The sequence below is a fragment of the Devosia sp. genome, assembly GCF_040509215.1.
Classification (GTDB): domain Bacteria; phylum Pseudomonadota; class Alphaproteobacteria; order Rhizobiales; family Devosiaceae; genus Devosia.
In genome coordinates, this window is the sequence record NZ_JBEVLL010000254.1 from 1 (window position 1) to 16,269 (window position 16,269).

14 protein-coding genes and 1 pseudogene are annotated in these 16,269 nt (G+C 62.8%); 2 read left to right on the plus strand and 13 right to left on the minus strand.

What is annotated here, in order from left to right:
- The 4 genes and pseudogenes from ABW043_RS14245 to recJ form a co-directional block, all read right to left on the minus strand.
- A pseudogene (locus tag ABW043_RS14245) lies at window positions 1-361 on the minus strand (hypothetical protein); the annotation flags it as partial.
- A gap of 202 nt (window positions 362-563) precedes the next feature.
- Window positions 564-1,802 (minus strand): class I SAM-dependent methyltransferase, encoded by a 1,239-nt coding sequence (locus ABW043_RS14250; RefSeq protein ID WP_353921870.1) that lies wholly within the window; start codon window positions 1,800-1,802, stop codon window positions 564-566.
- Window positions 1,799-2,110 (minus strand): DUF1365 family protein, encoded by a 312-nt coding sequence (locus tag ABW043_RS14255; RefSeq protein WP_353921871.1) that lies wholly within the window; start codon window positions 2,108-2,110, stop codon window positions 1,799-1,801. The genes ABW043_RS14250 and ABW043_RS14255 overlap by 4 nt, the downstream gene beginning before the upstream one ends.
- 72 nt (window positions 2,111-2,182) lie before the next feature.
- Window positions 2,183-3,973, minus strand: coding sequence for a single-stranded-DNA-specific exonuclease RecJ (gene recJ / locus ABW043_RS14260; protein ID WP_353921872.1), 1,791 nt, complete (start codon window positions 3,971-3,973; stop codon window positions 2,183-2,185).
- 94 nt (window positions 3,974-4,067) lie between these two features.
- Here recJ and ABW043_RS14265 point away from each other — a divergent pair, with 94 nt between their 5' ends.
- Window positions 4,068-4,625, plus strand: a complete 558-nt coding sequence (locus tag ABW043_RS14265; RefSeq protein ID WP_353921873.1) for a chloramphenicol phosphotransferase CPT family protein — start codon at window positions 4,068-4,070, stop codon at window positions 4,623-4,625.
- 67 nt (window positions 4,626-4,692) lie between these two features.
- Here the strand turns inward: ABW043_RS14265 and glpX are convergent, their stop codons facing one another.
- The 6 genes from glpX to ABW043_RS14295 form a co-directional block, all read right to left on the minus strand.
- On the minus strand, window positions 4,693-5,679 hold the full coding sequence (glpX, locus tag ABW043_RS14270) for a class II fructose-bisphosphatase (protein WP_353921874.1): 987 nt from the start codon (window positions 5,677-5,679) through the stop codon (window positions 4,693-4,695).
- A 32-nt stretch (window positions 5,680-5,711) separates the two neighbouring features.
- Window positions 5,712-7,052, minus strand: a complete 1,341-nt coding sequence (locus tag ABW043_RS14275) for a homoserine dehydrogenase (protein ID WP_353921882.1) — start codon at window positions 7,050-7,052, stop codon at window positions 5,712-5,714.
- A 255-nt stretch (window positions 7,053-7,307) separates the two neighbouring features.
- A complete protein-coding gene (locus ABW043_RS14280) occupies window positions 7,308-8,291 on the minus strand; it encodes an ABC transporter substrate-binding protein (protein ID WP_353921875.1) in 984 nt (327 codons plus the stop codon).
- A 25-nt stretch (window positions 8,292-8,316) separates the two neighbouring features.
- Window positions 8,317-9,288: an iron-siderophore ABC transporter substrate-binding protein gene (locus tag ABW043_RS14285; protein WP_353921876.1), complete on the minus strand. Its 972-nt coding sequence runs from the start codon at window positions 9,286-9,288 to the stop codon at window positions 8,317-8,319.
- A gap of 76 nt (window positions 9,289-9,364) precedes the next feature.
- Complete coding sequence (rlmC, locus tag ABW043_RS14290; RefSeq protein ID WP_353921883.1) at window positions 9,365-10,495, minus strand: 23S rRNA (uracil(747)-C(5))-methyltransferase RlmC; 1,131 nt, start codon at window positions 10,493-10,495, stop codon at window positions 9,365-9,367.
- Between the two features lie 77 nt (window positions 10,496-10,572).
- A complete protein-coding gene (locus ABW043_RS14295; RefSeq protein ID WP_353921877.1) occupies window positions 10,573-11,793 on the minus strand; it encodes an LL-diaminopimelate aminotransferase in 1,221 nt (406 codons plus the stop codon).
- A 416-nt stretch (window positions 11,794-12,209) separates the two neighbouring features.
- On the opposite strand from ABW043_RS14295, the gene ABW043_RS14300 reads away from it, so the two are divergent.
- Window positions 12,210-13,532 (plus strand): glycosyltransferase, encoded by a 1,323-nt coding sequence (locus ABW043_RS14300; protein WP_353921878.1) that lies wholly within the window; start codon window positions 12,210-12,212, stop codon window positions 13,530-13,532.
- Between the two features lie 8 nt (window positions 13,533-13,540).
- On the opposite strand, the gene ABW043_RS14305 is transcribed toward ABW043_RS14300, so the two are convergent.
- From ABW043_RS14305 to ABW043_RS14315, 3 genes are all read right to left on the minus strand, one after another.
- The gene (locus tag ABW043_RS14305; RefSeq protein WP_353921879.1) at window positions 13,541-13,906 is read right to left on the minus strand and encodes a hypothetical protein; all 366 of its coding nucleotides are present in this window, start codon (window positions 13,904-13,906) and stop codon (window positions 13,541-13,543) included.
- Window positions 13,907-14,021: 115 nt separating this feature from the next.
- Window positions 14,022-15,395 carry a dicarboxylate/amino acid:cation symporter gene (locus ABW043_RS14310; RefSeq protein ID WP_353921880.1) on the minus strand — a complete coding sequence of 458 codons (1,374 nt, stop codon included), beginning with the start codon at window positions 15,393-15,395 and terminating at the stop codon, window positions 14,022-14,024.
- 169 nt (window positions 15,396-15,564) lie between these two features.
- On the minus strand, window positions 15,565-16,269 hold a 705-nt coding region (locus ABW043_RS14315; protein WP_353921881.1), incomplete at its 5' end, for a hypothetical protein.

Sequence of the window (16,269 nt, forward strand, 5' to 3'; positions counted from 1 at the left end):
CGCCCGACCAAGCCGCATTGCGATCCCACCATTCGGCGAGGACAAGATCGGGATTGAGGGCGGCGGCTTTCTCGATGTCGACCTCGCCCCAGGCCTGACCGATGATTTCGATGCCGGTGAGATCGAGCCCTTGCAGAGCCTTGGCATCAGCAATGGGGCCATCGGCATAGATGCCGACGGGGCGAATGCCGAGCGGGATGAGACCGGCGGCAGCGTCCTGGCTGGCGATGATGCGCTGTGGGGCTGCATCGAGGGTGACCGTCTGGCCGGAACCATCAGTGTAGGTCCATGGCTCGGCATGAGCGGCGGTAGCCAATGCGAGCGACGACAGGGCTGCGAGAGCGAAGGCGCGAAGGGTCATTGGCTCACCTCGAAAAGTGGAGGTTTTCTGCCCGCGCAAAACTGATTGGTCAAGTCAAGTTTTGGGTGCACGGGCCAGTGGAGGCACAGCCATTTTCAAGCGCCGGGGGCCACTCTCGCGAAAACGGAGATCTCACTGGCGGAAACAGAAATCCCCGCTTTCGCGGGGATGACATGGTGGGCGAAAGTGGGTGTTCCGTCCGTCAGGCGGCTGGCTTGCGATACTGATAGATGCCGACGTCAATGGAGCCTTCGGTGAAACCGGCTTCGCAATAGCTCAGATAATAGACCCATTTGCGCTTGAAGGTTTCGTCGTAGCCAAGCGGGGCGATCATGGGCCAGCGTTCGAGGAAACGCTCGCGCCAGAGTTTTAGCGTCTTGGCGTAAGAGAGGCGGAAGGTCTCGACGTTTTCGAGAACGAGGCCGTATTTGTCGCCAAATTCGCGCATCACCGTCTTGGTCAGCAGCATGCCGCCGGGGAAGATGTAGCGCTGGATGAAATCGGGGCCGCTGCGGTAGCCGTCGAAATCGGCTTCATTGATGGTGATGGCTTGGATTGCGGCGGTGCCGCCCGGCTTCAACCGGTCGTGGATGGTCTGGAAATAGCTCGGCCAATTGTCCTCGCCGACCGCCTCGATCATCTCGATGGAGCCGATGTGGTCGAACTGCCCCTCGGTGTGGCGATAGTCCTCGAAGACGAGCTTGGCGAAATTGTCGAGGCCCTGGCGCGCCAGACGATCCTGCCCGTATTTGAGCTGCTCGGCGGAGAGCGTGATGCCGCGCAGATTGGCCTGATAGTCCCTGGCGACGGTTTCGGCGAAGCCGCCCCAGCCGCAGCCGATTTCCAGCACGGAAGAGCCCGGCGTGACGCCGGCCATATCGGCGACGCGGCGATATTTTGCCACCTGCGCGGCCTCCAGGCTCTGGTCGCCAGAGGTGAAAAGCGCCGAGGAATAGGTCATCGAGGGGTCGAGCCACTGGCCGTAGAAGTCGTTGCCGAGGTCGTAGTGCTCAGCAATGTTCTTCTTGGAGCCTTCGAGCGTGTTGCGGCGCGAGAGGTGATAATGGAGGTCCGTGGCGGCGCGGCGGAAGAAGCCCTTGCCGGCGCTCTCGAACATGTCGCGGTTTTGCAGGAAGAAGCGGAACAGCGCTGTGAGGTCGTCGACCTCGATATCGCCGTTCATATAGGCTGCAGCAAAGCCAACGGTGCCGCGGCGCATGGCCTCGGTAATGACGTTGAAATTATTGATTCGCAGGACGGCGTGTTCGCCCGTCTTGGTATTGCCGATGGTCCGCGTGCGACCATTGGGCAAAATGACGGTCACTGCCCCGAACTTGGGGTGACCAATCAGGGCAAAGCCAATCTTCTCGACCAGAAAGGAGGCAAAACGCGTCCAGGGCGTAACGCCGGTATTGGAGTGGTCTACTGCTGTTTTACTCATTGCGCCGGTGCACCCAACAATCGCGATGCGGACCGGAGCGAGCCAAGCTTTTTGGTCGACCTCGGTCTCGGGGGCGTCCCCTTGAGCCGAAGCAGTAGTGCTTCCCAGTGGATGCCCATCAATAGTTTAACGGGCATTAACGGATATGCAAGCAGCAGTTTGATGGTGTCGACGGGACGGCTGGCGCGGGGTGCGCGGGTGTCGAAAAGCTCTGGGGAGTGGCTGAAACACTGATTCCGGGAAACAAGCCAAGCGACTGAAAAGCCTTGGCTCCCGGCATTGGTGAAAGCACTGGATGAAGCACGCACGTGATTAGTCCTCGCGTAGTCTCGAACTGACTACGAGGCGAGTAACGCATTGGATCAGATGAAGTTTCCTCGCTATCGAGGAATGCGCGCGATATCGGTCAGGCGGAACTGGACCTGTTCGCGGCCTTGATAGTGATCGAGCGAAAGGCTGCCGGCGAAATGGAGCGGCTGGTCGGCATCGCGCAGCAGGATATCGCCGAAGGGCGTGCCGGCGGCGCGGAAGGCGATGGCTTTGAGCTTGGCGCCATCGTCGGATGCGAGGGTGAAGCTGACATGGCCACCCTTGCCCACGACCTGGGCAAAGCGCGCCTTGTGGGACGGGAAGGCGAAGACCGGGCCGGGATTGCCGGAGCCGAAGGGGCCAGCGCGTTCGATATTGTGGAGAAGGTCGACAGTGGCGCCACGCGCGGTCAGAGCGGCATCGACCTTGAGGGCGGAGGCTGCGCGGGCGGTGGTGACGCTGCCGCTCAACTGATCCGAAATGAAGGAGCGGAAGGGGCCGAGGTCGCCGGGGCGGAGGGTGACGCCGGCGGCCATGGCGTGACCGCCGCCCTTGGGGATCAGGCCGGCGTCGACGGCGGCGATGACGGCGCTACCGAGATCGACACCGGGCATGGACCGGCCGGAGCCGGTGCCGGTGCCATCGGGGTGGAGCGCAATGGCGAAGGCGGGGCGATCGAAGCGCTCTTTTAGGCGCGCGGCGACGAGGCCAACGACGCCCGGATGCCAATTGGCCGAAGCGAGGACGAGGATCGGAGGCCCCTCGCCCGATCCGATTTCGGCCGCGGCGACAGATGTGGCCTCTTCGACGGCTTCGACCTCAATGCGCTGGCGTTCGGTGTTCAGCTCATCGAGCTTTGCTGCGATGACGAGGGCCTGGTGCTCGTCGTCGAGCGCCAGGAGCTGGGTGCCGAGGGCGGCGTTGCCGATGCGGCCGCCGGCATTGATGCGCGGGCCGATGAGAAAGCCGAGGTGATAGGGATTGAGCGGGCCGCTGACGCGGGAGGCCAAGGCGAGCGCGGCTATGCCCTGATTGTCGCCGCGGCGGGCGACTTCGAGGCCGCGGAGGACGAAGGCGCGGTTGAGGCCGACAAGAGGCACCACGTCGCAGACAGTGCCGAGGGCGACGATATCGAGCAGTTTCAGTAGATCCGGCAGGCCGGTATCGCCGCGTTGGCGCAGGGCGCGGTTTACGGCGACCAGAACCATGAAAGTGACGCCGGCGGCGCAGAGATAGCCGAGGCCGGAAATATCATCCGGGCGGTTAGGATTGACCAGGGCCGTGGCCGGCGGGAGGTCGTGATCGGCAAGGTGGTGGTCGATGACCAACACGTCCACGCCGCGCGCCCGAGCGTGAGCAATGGGGCCATCGCTGGTGGTGCCGCAATCGAGCGTGATGATGAGCGAGGCGCCGGCATCGATCAGCTTGTCCATGGCGGCGATGTTGGGGCCATAGCCTTCGAAGATGCGGTCGGGGATATGCACCTGCGGGGTAAGGCCAAAATGGGCGAGGTAGCGCACCATGAGGGCGCAGGAGCTGGCGCCGTCGACGTCATAGTCACCGAACAGGGCAATCGATTCATTGTCAGCGATGGCGCGGGCGAGGCGCTCGGAAAGGTCGTCCATGGCCGTCAGCGTCGACGGATCGGGCATCAGGTTGCGGATGGTGGGCTCGAGATAGGTCTGGGCGCTATCGATGTCGACGCCCCTGCCCGCAAGAATGCGCGCCAGAATATCGGAAATGCCGGCGCGCTGGGCGATGGCCGTGGCCATGCGCGCGCCAGCAACGTCGAGCCTGTCGACCCAGGCGCGGCCAAGGACCGACTGGCTGACATCCAGAAAATTGCGGCGCGTTTCCAGCATAGGCTGGTGTTAGGCGATTTAGCGAAGAGGGGAAAGGGGTTGCCGGAGGTTGTGTGTGCATGCTTGTTGCGCCGGGCAATTTTGGGAGCGGCCGATGACGGGCAAAGCGAGCATCATTTTCCTGCACGGCGCGTCGAGCAGCGGCAAATCCACCCTGGCGCGGCTGTTGCAGGAGCGGATCGAACGGCCCTTCTGGCACATTTCTATCGACCATCTTCGCGACTCGGGTGTGTTGCCATTGGGTCGGGTGAAGGCGGGGGATTTTCGGTGGCGCGATATGCGGGCGTCGTTCTTCGCCGGGTATCACGCGTCGCTGGCTGCATATGCGGCAGCGGGGAACAATCTCATCGTCGAACACATATTGGATACGCCCGGCTGGCAGGGCGAATTGACGGAGCTTTTCCGGCCGTTCGATGTGCTGTTCGTGGCGCTACATTGTCCGGTGGAGGAGCTCAATAGGCGGGAACTGGAGCGCGGGGATCGGCCGGTGGGCAGCGCGGAACAGGATGCGCTGACGATCCACGAGGGGCGTCGGTATGATCTGGAGCTGCAAACGGGCGATGGCGTCGAGGAGAATGTGGAGAAGGTGCTGGCGACGTGGCGGGGCGAGCGGGTGGCGTCGACGTTCTTCGAAGTAAGTGCCGGGAAGTAGTAAGGCCCCCTCACCCGACGGCTACGCCGTCGACCTCTCCCCCTGGAGGGAGAGGTGAAGAGGCGAGTTAGCGCGCGTGGCGGGCCTTGATCCAGCGGGTGGTCTGGCTCCAGGAGCGCATGACGACGGTTGAGGTTTCGACCCACTGTCGGCGGAGTTTTACGCCTTCGACAAGGGAGCCGTCGGTGATGCCGGTGGCGGAGAAGAGAACGTCGCCGGAAGCGAGATCGCCGACATTGTAGACCCGGTTGGCATCAGTGATGCCCATTTCGCGGGCGCGGGTGCGCTTGTCGGGGGTGTCGAGGATGAGCTTGCCCTGCATCTGGCCGCCGATGCAACGCAGGGCTGCCGCAGCAAGCACGCCTTCGGGGGCGCCGCCGGAGCCGAGATAGATATCGACGCCGGTATCTTCGGTGTTCACCGCGTGGATGACGCCGGCAATGTCGCCATCGCTGAGGAGTTTTACCGAGACACCGGCCATGCGGAGTTCTTCGAGAAGGCCCGCATGACGCGGGCGATCCAGGACGATGGCAGTGATTTCGGAGACGGGCACGCCCTTGGCCTTGGCCAGCGCCTTGACGTTCTCGGTGGCTGACCACTCGATGCTGACCGTGTCGGCGGGGTATTCGGCGCCGATGGCGATCTTGTGCATGTAGACGTTGCGGGCAACGTTGAGGAGGCCACCGCGCTCGGCCATGGCGAGGACGACGAGCGAGTCGGGCTGGTTCTTGGCGCAGAGGGTGACGCCTTCGAGGGGATCGACGGCGATGTCGACTTCTGGGCCTTCGCCGATGCCGGCGGGTTGGCCGACATAGAGATCATCGCATTCGAATTCCTCGCCTTCGCCAATGACGATGCGGCCAGCGATGGAAACGCGGTCGAGCTCGGCGCGCATGGCCTTTACGGAAGCCTCGTCGGCCGCCTTCTCGTCGCCCTTGCCGCGCCATTCGGCAGCGGCGATGGCGGCGCGCTCGGTGACGCGCACCATTTCGAGGGTCAGCGAGCGATGGAGGTGTGCCGGCGATTTGCCGTCATCGGCCTTGCTGAGCTTCATTTTCTCTCCCGGTGCCTGGCACCGGGAGGGTGTCAGAGCTTTTCGATGCGAATTAGCTGCGGTTCGCCAACTATGAAGCCGTCCGCGGCGATTTGCGCAAGCGCTTCGCGCACGGATGATTCCAAAGTCTGTTGGGTAATCATCACCACAGTACGTGTGGACGACCCATCGGGCGCCACTGCCTTAGCAGCAAGATCGGACCGCTGAATGACCGAATCGATGGAAATCGACCGATCGCCCATGCGGGTGGTGATGGCGGCGAGTGCGCCGGGAACATCCTTGGCGGCGAGGCGGATGTAGAAGCCACCCTCATGCGCGCGGGCGGGCGCATCGCGATAGGGCAACAGTTCGTCGCTCGGCACGCCAAGCGGCGGGACGCGGGTGCCGCGGGCGATGTCGAGAATGTCGGAAAGAACCGAGGAGGCCGTCGGCGGGCCGCCGGCACCGGGACCGGCGAGCAGCAGTTCGTGGACGTGGTCGGTTTCCAGCGCCACCGCATTCATGACGCCATCGACGCCGGCAATGGCCGAACCCTTGGGCACGAAGGTGGGGTGGACGCGCTGCTCGATGCCGTTCTCGGTGCGCTCGGCAATGCCGAGCAGCTTGATCTTGTAGCCGAGGTCGGCGGCGACCTGGATGTCGTGCTGGGTGATGCGCGAAATGCCTTCGATGCGCATCTTGTCGGGGGCGATCTCGTAGCCGAAGCAAAGCGTGGCCAGAATCGAGAGCTTGTGGGCGGTATCGAAGCCTTCGACGTCGAAGGTGGGATCGGCTTCCGCGTAACCCAGCGCCTGCGCATCCTTGAGGCAGGCGGCGAAGGTGATCCCTTCATTGCCCATTCGCGTCAGGATGTAATTGCAGGTGCCGTTCATGATGCCAAAGACCTTGGCGATGCGGGCGGAGCCCAGGCCTTCGCGGAGGGTCTTGATGACGGGAATGCCACCGGCCACGGCGGCTTCGAAGCCGAGCTGGGCGCCGGATTCTTCAGCGAGTTTGGCGAGAAGAACGCCATGCTTGGCGAGGAGAGCCTTGTTGGCCGTGACGACAGGGCGGCCGATTTCGAGGGCGGATTTGACCGCGGCGAAGGCCGGGCCATCTTCGCCGCCGATGAGTTCGACGAAGAGATCGATGCTGTCTGACTTGGCGAGGGCGACCGGATCGTCGAACCACTCGAGCCCAGAAATATCAATGCCGCGGTCGCGGGAACGCGAGCGCGCGGCAACGGCGGTCACCTGCAATTGGCGGCCGAGTTTTTTATTCAGCTCGGCGCCGTCTTTCTGGAGGATGCGCACCAGAGTGGCGCCGACATTGCCAAGGCCGGCAACGCCGATACGGAGCGGCGTCTGGGCTTCCGTTTCGCCGAACTCGCTCATGGCCTTGAGGATGCGGGCGCGCGTTTCGCTGCGCGGCTCACGACCATCGCGCAGGTCGAAAACAAAGAGCGGATCGCCCGCAACGATGCGACCGAAACGGGTGGGGGTCCAACCGCGTGCGGAGATGAAAGATTCGACGGATTGGCGGAAGGACTGGATATCGCTCATGGTGGGCGACATGTGCATAGGAACTTGCCTAGCCGTCAATAGGCATTTTGACGGCCAGGCAGTTGTTATGCTTGCTTTCGCAGGGGATTACTGCGCCTTGGCGGCCGTAGCGGCGCGACCGACTTCGGCGGCAACCTGGGGGAAGCCCCAACGCAGCGAGACCGGGGTGACGGCGCCGCTGACAGCCATGGTGATCTCGTCGCCGACGAGCTTGGTATAGGCGTCCTTGGCGACCAGCGGAGAGAGCTTGATCAGATCCATGCCGAAGAAATCGTCGGCAGACTTCTGGTCATTGAAGAAGCTCAGCAGCATGTCGGCCGGAATCTTGTCGAAGTTCTCGTAGCTGACGAAATAGGAAATGCCGGTGTCGTTCTGGATGGCTTCGCTTGGTTCATGCGCGGAGACGAGGCCGATATCTACAAAGAGCTGGACGCGCGGGTCGCCTTCGAGGCGAACGGAGACCTGGCCGTCGTTGCGATTGACGACATTGGCGAAGACCGTGCCCTTGGCATCTGGATACTTGGCGATCTCGGCTGCGAGGAAGGCCTGAGTGTCTGTGACCAGCTTATCGGCCTCGGCGGAGAGGCCGAGGGCCTTGCCGGTGAGGGTGACGACATCCTGCCAGCCGGCAAACCAGGGCTTGTCGGGATAAGCGACGACGGGAGCGATATTGCTCAGGAGCGCATATTCGTCCGGTGTCAGGCCTGAATAGGGCGCAATGATCACGTCTGGCGCGAGAGCCGCGATGGCTTCGATTGGCGGCTCGGTGACGTTGGGCAGGATGGTGGGCGTGGCAAAGCCGTGTTCGGCAATGGCAGCCTCCGTCCAGGGGAGAAGGCCATCTTCGCCGCCAGCATAGGCGAAGAAGGGGATGCCGACCGGGGCGACGCCGAGATCGATTACCACGTCCTGAGCAGACCAACCCCAGGTGACGACGCGTTCGGGCTTCGCTTCGATTGTCGTCGAGCCGAGCGCGTGTTCGATGGTGACCGGGAAGGTGTCGGCGGCGAAGGCCGGCGCGGAGACGCTTACGGCAGTGGCGAGGGCGAGAGCCCCGGTGAGCGAACGCATGGTGTTACTCCTTGATTTCGACGGCTTACTGGCCGGTGACCTTTTCGGCAGCGGTAGCCAAGACATCGAGATAGGTCGGGAAGCCCCAATGAAGGGACAGCACGCTTGGCGGGGAGACGGCGGCGACGTTCTCGGTGCCGACGAGGGCGGCAAGGCCACCATTGACGATGGGCGGATAATTGGCCGCGTAGGATTTTGCGAGCCATTCATCGAGCGCAGACTGCTCTTCGTAGTAGGTGACGAAGATATCGCCCTTGAGGCTGTCGAACAGTTCGTAGCTGAGCGAATAGTAGAAGGCGCCGTCGTCAGGAGCGTTTTCGGCGACGCTGGGATCAAGGGTCAGGCCGAGATCGGTGAGGAATTTCATGCGCGCATCGAGCGGCGCGTAGACGGCAATGGAGCCATCGTAGTCGTTGGCGCTGGCAAAGGTGATTTCCTTGAGCGCCGGGTGCTTGGCGACTTCGCCTTCGAGCCAGGCGGTCGTTTCAGCAACGAGTGCCTCGGCTTCATCTGCCTTGCCCAGAGCCTTGCCGATGGTCGTCGTCACATCCTGCCACGGCGTGGACCAGGCATCGCCGCTATAGGCGACCGTGGGGGCGATGGCGGAGAACAGCGCATACTGCTCTTCGGTGATGCCGGAGAAAACAGCGAGGATCAGATCGGGTTCGAGCGCGGCGATCTGTTCGAAGGCAGGCTCGGAGCCATTGGCGAGAACGGTCGGCTTTTCACCCTCGACCTTGGCGAGTGCTTCTTCGATCCAGGGCTTGATGCCATCTTCGCCGCCGCCATAGGCGTGGAAAGGAATGCCGACCGGGGTGACGCCGAGGGCGATGACGGCGTCTTCATTGCCCCAGCCCCAGGTGACGATCCGCTTGGGCTCGGTGTCGATCGTCGTTTCGCCCCAGGCGTGCTCGAGCGTGACGGGGAAGCTTTGGGCAAGCGCCAGGGTCGGCGTCGCGGCCAAAAGGGTGGCGAAAACCAGCGAACGGAGGATCATGGATCACCTTCTGTATGGAAGACCTCCTCCATACGAAAGGTGATACTTCTTGTCATGTAATTTTTGGTGGTCGACCTCAGTCCAGCGCGGAGCGGCGGGTCAGTAGCACCATTGCCTCATAGTGGTCTGTTTGGGGGAACATGTCGAAGAGACGGATGACTTTGGGTTCGTAGGCGGGCATGGCGGCGATGTCTCGTGCGAGGGTGACCGCGTTGCAGCTCGAGTAGATGATGGTTTTTGCGCCCGATGCTTCGAGGGTTTCGCAAAGCCTGTCGCCGAGGCCGCGTCGCGGCGGGTTGACGATGATGGTGTCGGGCGCTTCACCCGCGACCAGCGCGGTCGCGTCGCCTGCGGCAAAAGTTACGTCATCGAGCCCGGCTTCGGCGGCGCTGAGGCGCGCGGATTGCACGGCAGGTTCGCTGAGTTCCACCCCGTGGACGCGACGACCGGGCGCGGCGACGTGGAGGGCGAAGCCCCCTACCCCGCAGTAGAGATCCCAGATCGATTGAGCGCCGACTTCGTCGACCCATTCTTGCGCCTGAAGATAGAGGCCCCTGGCGATTTCGGTGTTGGTCTGGAAGAAACTGGCGGGCCGCAGATGCAGGACACGATCGCCGAGGCGCATGGCTAATGTCTCGCCGCCGCTGAGCGCGATCTCTTCATCGCCTTCGAGGACGGCCTTGTGCTCGGGCAGGATATTGGCGGTGACGACGGCTAGTTGCGGCAGATCGATCAGCAGACCGGACAAATGCTTTTGCATGCGGCCGAGGGCTTCGGTCGAGCGCAGCACGAAGCGGAGCATCAGTTCGCCGTCGGCGGATTCGGTGAGCAGCACATATTTGAGTTCCCCGCGGCGGGTGGGAACGTCGTAGGGCGTGATGCGCGCGCGGGAGATGAAAGCCTTGATTGGCTCGAAGGCCGCGTGGAGGCCGGGGGCAAGAATACCGCAGCCGGTGAGATCGACGCCGTGTTGGGTGGCATCGAGAATGCCGAGGGTGGGTGCATCGGGCGTGCCGCCGGCCACCATCTTGGCCTTGTTGCGGAAGGCCTCGGGGCGACTTGTCATAGGTGGGAGCCAGACGGCCTCAGGCCATGCGGCGAGCAGGTTTTGGGCGTGCTCGATCTTGCACTCAAGCTGCTCAGCGTAGGGCGTGCCCATGAAGGTGCACGAGCGGCAGACGCCTCTATCGTAATAACCGCATTGCATTGCGGCGCTCAGATCTGCGTCCACGCGTCTATCCCAGAGTGTCGAGGAGGCGGGATGCCGCCCCCTCAAAGCGTAAACTACTTGGCGGTGGCGAGCGGAACGATATTGCTCTGGTCGCCCTTGGTGCCGAGCAGCTTCTTGATGTTGCGGGCGGCCTGGCGGATGCGCTGTTCGTTTTCGACGAAGGCGAGCCGGATGTACTGGTCGCCATATTCACCGAAGCCAACGCCCGGAGCGACGCCGACGCCGGTCTCCTGAATGAGGAGCTTGGCGAATTCGAGCGAGCCGAGGTGGGCGAACTGGGCTGGGATCGGCGCCCAGGCGAACATGGTGGCCTTCGGCACGGGAATGTCCCAGCCGGAGCGGCCGAAGCTTTCGACCATGACGTCGCGGCGGTGTTTATAGACCTTGCGGACTTCGTCGATGACGTCGTCGGAGCCGTTGAGGGCGGCGACGGCAGCGACCTGGATAGGCGTGAAGGCGCCGTAGTCGAGGTAGGATTTTACGCGAGCCAGAGCCGCGATCAGGCGCTCATTGCCGACGGCGAAGCCGACGCGCCAGCCGGGCATGGAATAGGTCTTCGACATGGAGGTGAATTCGACGGTGATGTCGATGGCGCCCGGAACCTGCAGCACGGAGGGCGGCGGATTGTTCTCGTCGAAATAGATCTCGGAATAGGCGAGATCGGAGAGAATGAAGATGTCGTGCTGCTTACAGTACTTGACGACCTCGGTGTAGAAATCGAGATCGGCCGTGTAAGCGGTTGGGTTGGCTGGATAATTCAGCACCAGCGCGATGGGTTTCGGGATTGAGTGACGCACGCCGCGATCGAGGGCGCGCATGAAATCCTCGCCCGGATCGGCCGGCATGGAGCGGACGACGCCGCCCGACATGATGAAACCGAAGGAATGGATCGGGTAGGTCGGATTGGGCACGAGCACCACGTCGCCGGGGGCGGTGATGGCCGAGGCCATGTTGGCAAAGCCTTCCTTGGAGCCCAGGGTCGCGACGACCTGGGTGTCGGGGTTCAGCTTCACGCCGAAGCGGCGGCCATAATAGCTCGCCTGGGCCTTGCGCAGGCCCGGAATACCGCGGGACGTGGAATAGCGGTGGGTGCGCGGGTCCTTCACGGTCTCCTGCAGCTTGGCCACGATATGCTCGGGCGTCGGCATATCAGGATTGCCCATGCCGAGGTCGATGACATCTACACCTTCGGCGCGTGCCTTTGCCTTCAGCGGATCGATATGGGCAAACACGTAGGGCGGCAGGCGGCGGATGCGATGGAAGACTTCGCTCATTTTTTCCTCGGAAGGCCTCTTTGAGACCTGAACTGTCGCGACGCGCGGTGAGCGCTGCGCCATGATGCGGCGCCGATTATCACGGAATTATGGTTTTGAAGGGGTTAAAAGGACCCTTTTGGGGCCGTAACGATCTATTCGGCTCTTCCCAGCCACGAGCGTGGCCACGCGGGAAGAGCTATCGGGCGCTTGCCGCCGCGAAGGCGTTCGTCGCGGCAATAGCGATCACCATGCCGGCGAGACGTGCTCGAACCAATGCAACAGTGAATGGAGACACCATGTCTCTTGCCCTTTGAAGGTCGTTTTTGTAAGAAATGCAACAATCGACAGGCCGTTCATAATTCCTTCGTTGGGCCTTGTAAATGGCCCGGAAGGCGACAACCTTCGGACTCGACGGCGTATTGTGAGGTTCGAACTTGAAGCGCATTGCCCTGGTTACGATCGGCACGCAAGGCGACGTTCAACCTTATATTGCGCTTTCGCTGGCGCTGCAGGAACGTGGCTATGGGGTCGTCCTCGGTGCGACCGAGGAATTTGAAGGCCTCGTGACGGGCTATGGAATTGAATTCCAGTCGCTCGGCCCCTCCATCCAGTCGTTCCTCAAGGAAACGCGATTTGAAAATGCGATGAGCAGTTCGATGCTCATCAATGGCCCGTGGATGCTCAAGCAGGGCCAGCAGATCATCGACACGGCAGCCCGCGCCGCGTGGCGCATGTGCCAGGGCGCCGAGGCCGTCGTGGTCAACATGAACACCAGCTTTGGCATCGACATTGCCGAAGCGCTCAAAGTGCCGGCGATCATGACGGCGTTGCAGCCCCTCAACTCGACGAGCGAGTTTCCGCTCTCGATGTATTACGTGGCCGATGATCTGGGGCCGACGCTCAACAAGCTGTCCTACACCGCTGCGACCATGCAGCAAGCCTATTGGAACCTGCCGCGCAATCGCTTGCGCCGGGAGCTGATGGGGCTTGAGGCGCGCAATATGGGCGGGGTGTTCACCAATACGGATGGCTCGCACCTGACGACGCTTTATGCCTATTCGGCGGCGCTCAGCCCGCGTCCGCGCGACTGGCCGAAGACGGCACTGGTGACGGGTTACTGGAACCTGCGCGATCGCAGCCACTGGGAGCCGACGCCGGAATTCGAGGCGTTTCTGTCGGCCGGCGAGGCGCCGGTCTATATCGGCTTTGGCTCAATGCCTTTTGGTGCGGAGCGCAATACCCGTATCCTGAAAGAGGCCGTGGCGCTTTGGGGCGGGCGTGCCGTCGTGGCACGCGGTTGGGGCGGGATCGACCCGCGCGACTTGCCGGATACCATCTTCCCGATTGAGAAGGCGCCACACGACCGGCTGTTCCGCTATGTCAGCGCCGTGGTCCATCATGGCGGCGCCGGAACCACATCTGCCGGGCTGCATCTGGGCCGGCCGACCTTTATCGTCCCCCAGGCCATGGACCAGCCCTATTGGGGCCGCCGCGTCTACGAACTTGGCTGCGGACCAAAGCCGATCCGCCTGCGCAAGCTGACGGCTGAGCTGCTGGCCGAAGCGCTGGCCGATCTCAACAGCAATGATTCCTATCGGCGCAACGCCGCCCTGGTCGCTGAAAAGCTCAGGAGCGAGGACGGCACCGACAAGGCGATCAAGGTCATCGAGCGCGTGATGGCCAATTTCGTGCCCAAGGCCGCCAAGGTGGCGCGGAAGTCGAAGGCCAAGAAGCTGTCGCTCAAGAAGGCGGTCTAGCAGCTTTCTCAGCTACGAACGCGCAGGTGGGCGACTTCGGCTTCGAGTTGCTCCAGGCGCTCTGCCATGGCCTTGTGACGCGACGACAGGCGGCTTTCAAAAGCGCCGATGCTTTGCCTCAGTTCTGCAGTGCCATCATGAGGCACGTAGGGGCGGCTCTCGGCAATGGCGAGAATGACGGTGCCTTTGGCCACGAAGACACCGCCGATGCCGGCCAGTATCAACGCCCACTGAGTGAAGTCACCCTGCCCCGTGGTACTGAGCCAGGCTGCAATGGCGGCGCCAGCGGCAGCAACGGCTCCGATCACATTGGAGATCATACCCAATGTTACGGCCCTACGCCGACCATCCCATACGCCACCCGGTTCAGCCATTATCGTTCCTTCTCAAAGGTCTAGGGGATTTCACTTAGCGAAGGATTCAAGACAATTGAAGAGAAAAAGGGGGAGGCATCGCCTCCCCCTCTCTACAGATCGTCAGCGCGGCGGCTTACTGCGCCGGAACAGCCTGGACGTCGTCGAGAGCGTCGATGCTCTCGCCGCGATCGTAGGTTGCCTGATCAAGGATACCTTCGCGCTTAGCAACGATGGTTGGGATCAAGGCCTGGCCGGCGACGTTGACCGCAGTGCGGCCCATGTCGAGGATCGGATCGACAGCGAGCAGCAGGCCAACGCCTTCGAGCGGCAGGCCGAGGGTGGACAGGGTCAGGGTCAGCATGACGGTGGCGCCAGTGAGGCCGGCCGTAGCGGCCGAACCGATGACGGCCACGAAGGCGATCAGCAGGTAGTGCTCGATGCCCAGCGAAATGCCGAAGAACTGCGCGACGAAGATGGCCGAGATCGCCGGGTAGATAGAGGCGCAGCCGTCCATTTTGGTGGTGGCGCCAAGCGGCACGGCGAAAGCAGCATATTCACGCGGCACGCCGAGGTTCTGCTCGGTGATGCGTTCGGTGACCGGCAGGGTGCCGATGGAGGAACGCGACACGAAGGCGAGCTGGATGGCGGGCCAGGCGCTCTGGAAGTAGCGGATCGGGTTGAGGCCATGGACCTGCAGCAGTACCGGGTAGACGACGAAGAGCACGATGGCGAGGCCGATATAGATGGCAGCCGAGTACCAGCCGAGCTGGGCCAGTGCATCCCAGCCGTAGACGGCTACGGCGTTGCCGAGGAGGCCAATGGTGCCGATGGGCGTAAGGCGGATCACCCACCACAGGACCTTGTGGATGACCTTGAGGAACGAGCGGGTGAAGGCAATGAACGGATCGGCGGCCGGGCCGACGCGCAGGGCGGCGATACCGATGACGATGGAGATCACGAGGATCTGCAGCACGTTGAAGGAGAGGCTGGTGGTCGCGCCGCTGTCATTGACGCGGGTCGATGCCTGGAGGCCGAAGATGTTGGAGGGGATGAGGCCCTTGAGGAAGTCGAGCCAGGAGCCGGTCGAGGACGGCGCCTTGGCAGCTTCAGCGGCGACTTCGGTGTTGAGGCCGGGCTGGATGAGGAGGCCAAGGGCGATGCCGATGACGACGGCGATCAGCGCGGTGATGGCGAACCAGAGAAGGGTCTGCCAGACAAGCTTGGCCGCATTGTTGAGTTCGCGGAGGTTGGCGATGGAGGCAACAATGGCGGTGAAGACCAGAACCGGCACCAGAGCGCGCAGCAGCGACACGAAGGACGAGCCGACAGTGGCGAGGGTTTGCGTCAGCCAATTGGCATTGCCGGCGGCATCGGGGCCCATATTGCGGGCGATGAAGCCGAGGAAGAGGCCAATGACCATGGCCGCAAGGACCTGGAAGCCGAAATTGGCGTAAAACGGCTTGGGCGCCTTGGGAGCGCGCGCCGCGGTGACGGAAGTGGGAGACATAAGGCGACCTTTCGGCTGGCAGGTCAGTTGCTCAAAACTTGAGCGCCATGCCTGCAGATTGGCCAGAAGATACGCCCGCCACAGTTTTGCCGCAGCGCATGCCGTTCCATTTCTTCACGCGTTAGAAGAATTTTCTCATTCGAAGGGGCGAAAGAGAGAATAGAAGTTGTCAGGCGCGACTTACGGCCAGACTCACCAGACCGGCAAAGAGCGGCAGACCGACGAGACTCGCCGCAAAAGCGAGGGCGAGAATCCCGGGGCCCGCATCGACCCAGGACAGCACCGCCACCCCTGCCCCAGCAAGGCCAGCAACAAGGCCGCTCGCGCGATGCACGATGAGCCAGGCCCTGTCAGAGCGGATGGGCCAAGGCATGCGCAGGCCGCCATAGCTGTGGCGCTCGGCGTGGAAGAGCACGAGCCCTAAAAGGACCAGGACGGCCGCGAAGAGGAAGCCGACGCCGCGGATGACATCGAGGTCGGAACCTATGCCCATGAAGAGGAGGCCGAACTGGAAGGCGGCGGGCACGGCAAGGGCGAGGCTCAGGGCAGGATCAAGTATATGGCGCACCTTGGCCATGTGATTGCGCGTGAGGGCGCGGCCGAGGACGAAGAAGGCAAGCAGCAATACGGCTTGAATGACTGGCGCGACGGCAAGCGCGGTATTGCGGGGCCAGAGCCAGTCGGCGTCGGAGCCATGCCAGTGGGCGGGGAAGAAGAACTCGGCCGGCACGCGCAGGACGGCAACGGCCGTGATCGACAGCGTCACCGAAAAGATCAGCAGGTGGAAGCGGGTGACGAGGCTGGGCATGGCGGGGAGGATGTAGGTTGATCGAGGCAAAAGAAAAGGGCCGGTTGCCCGGCCCTTTCCAAGAAT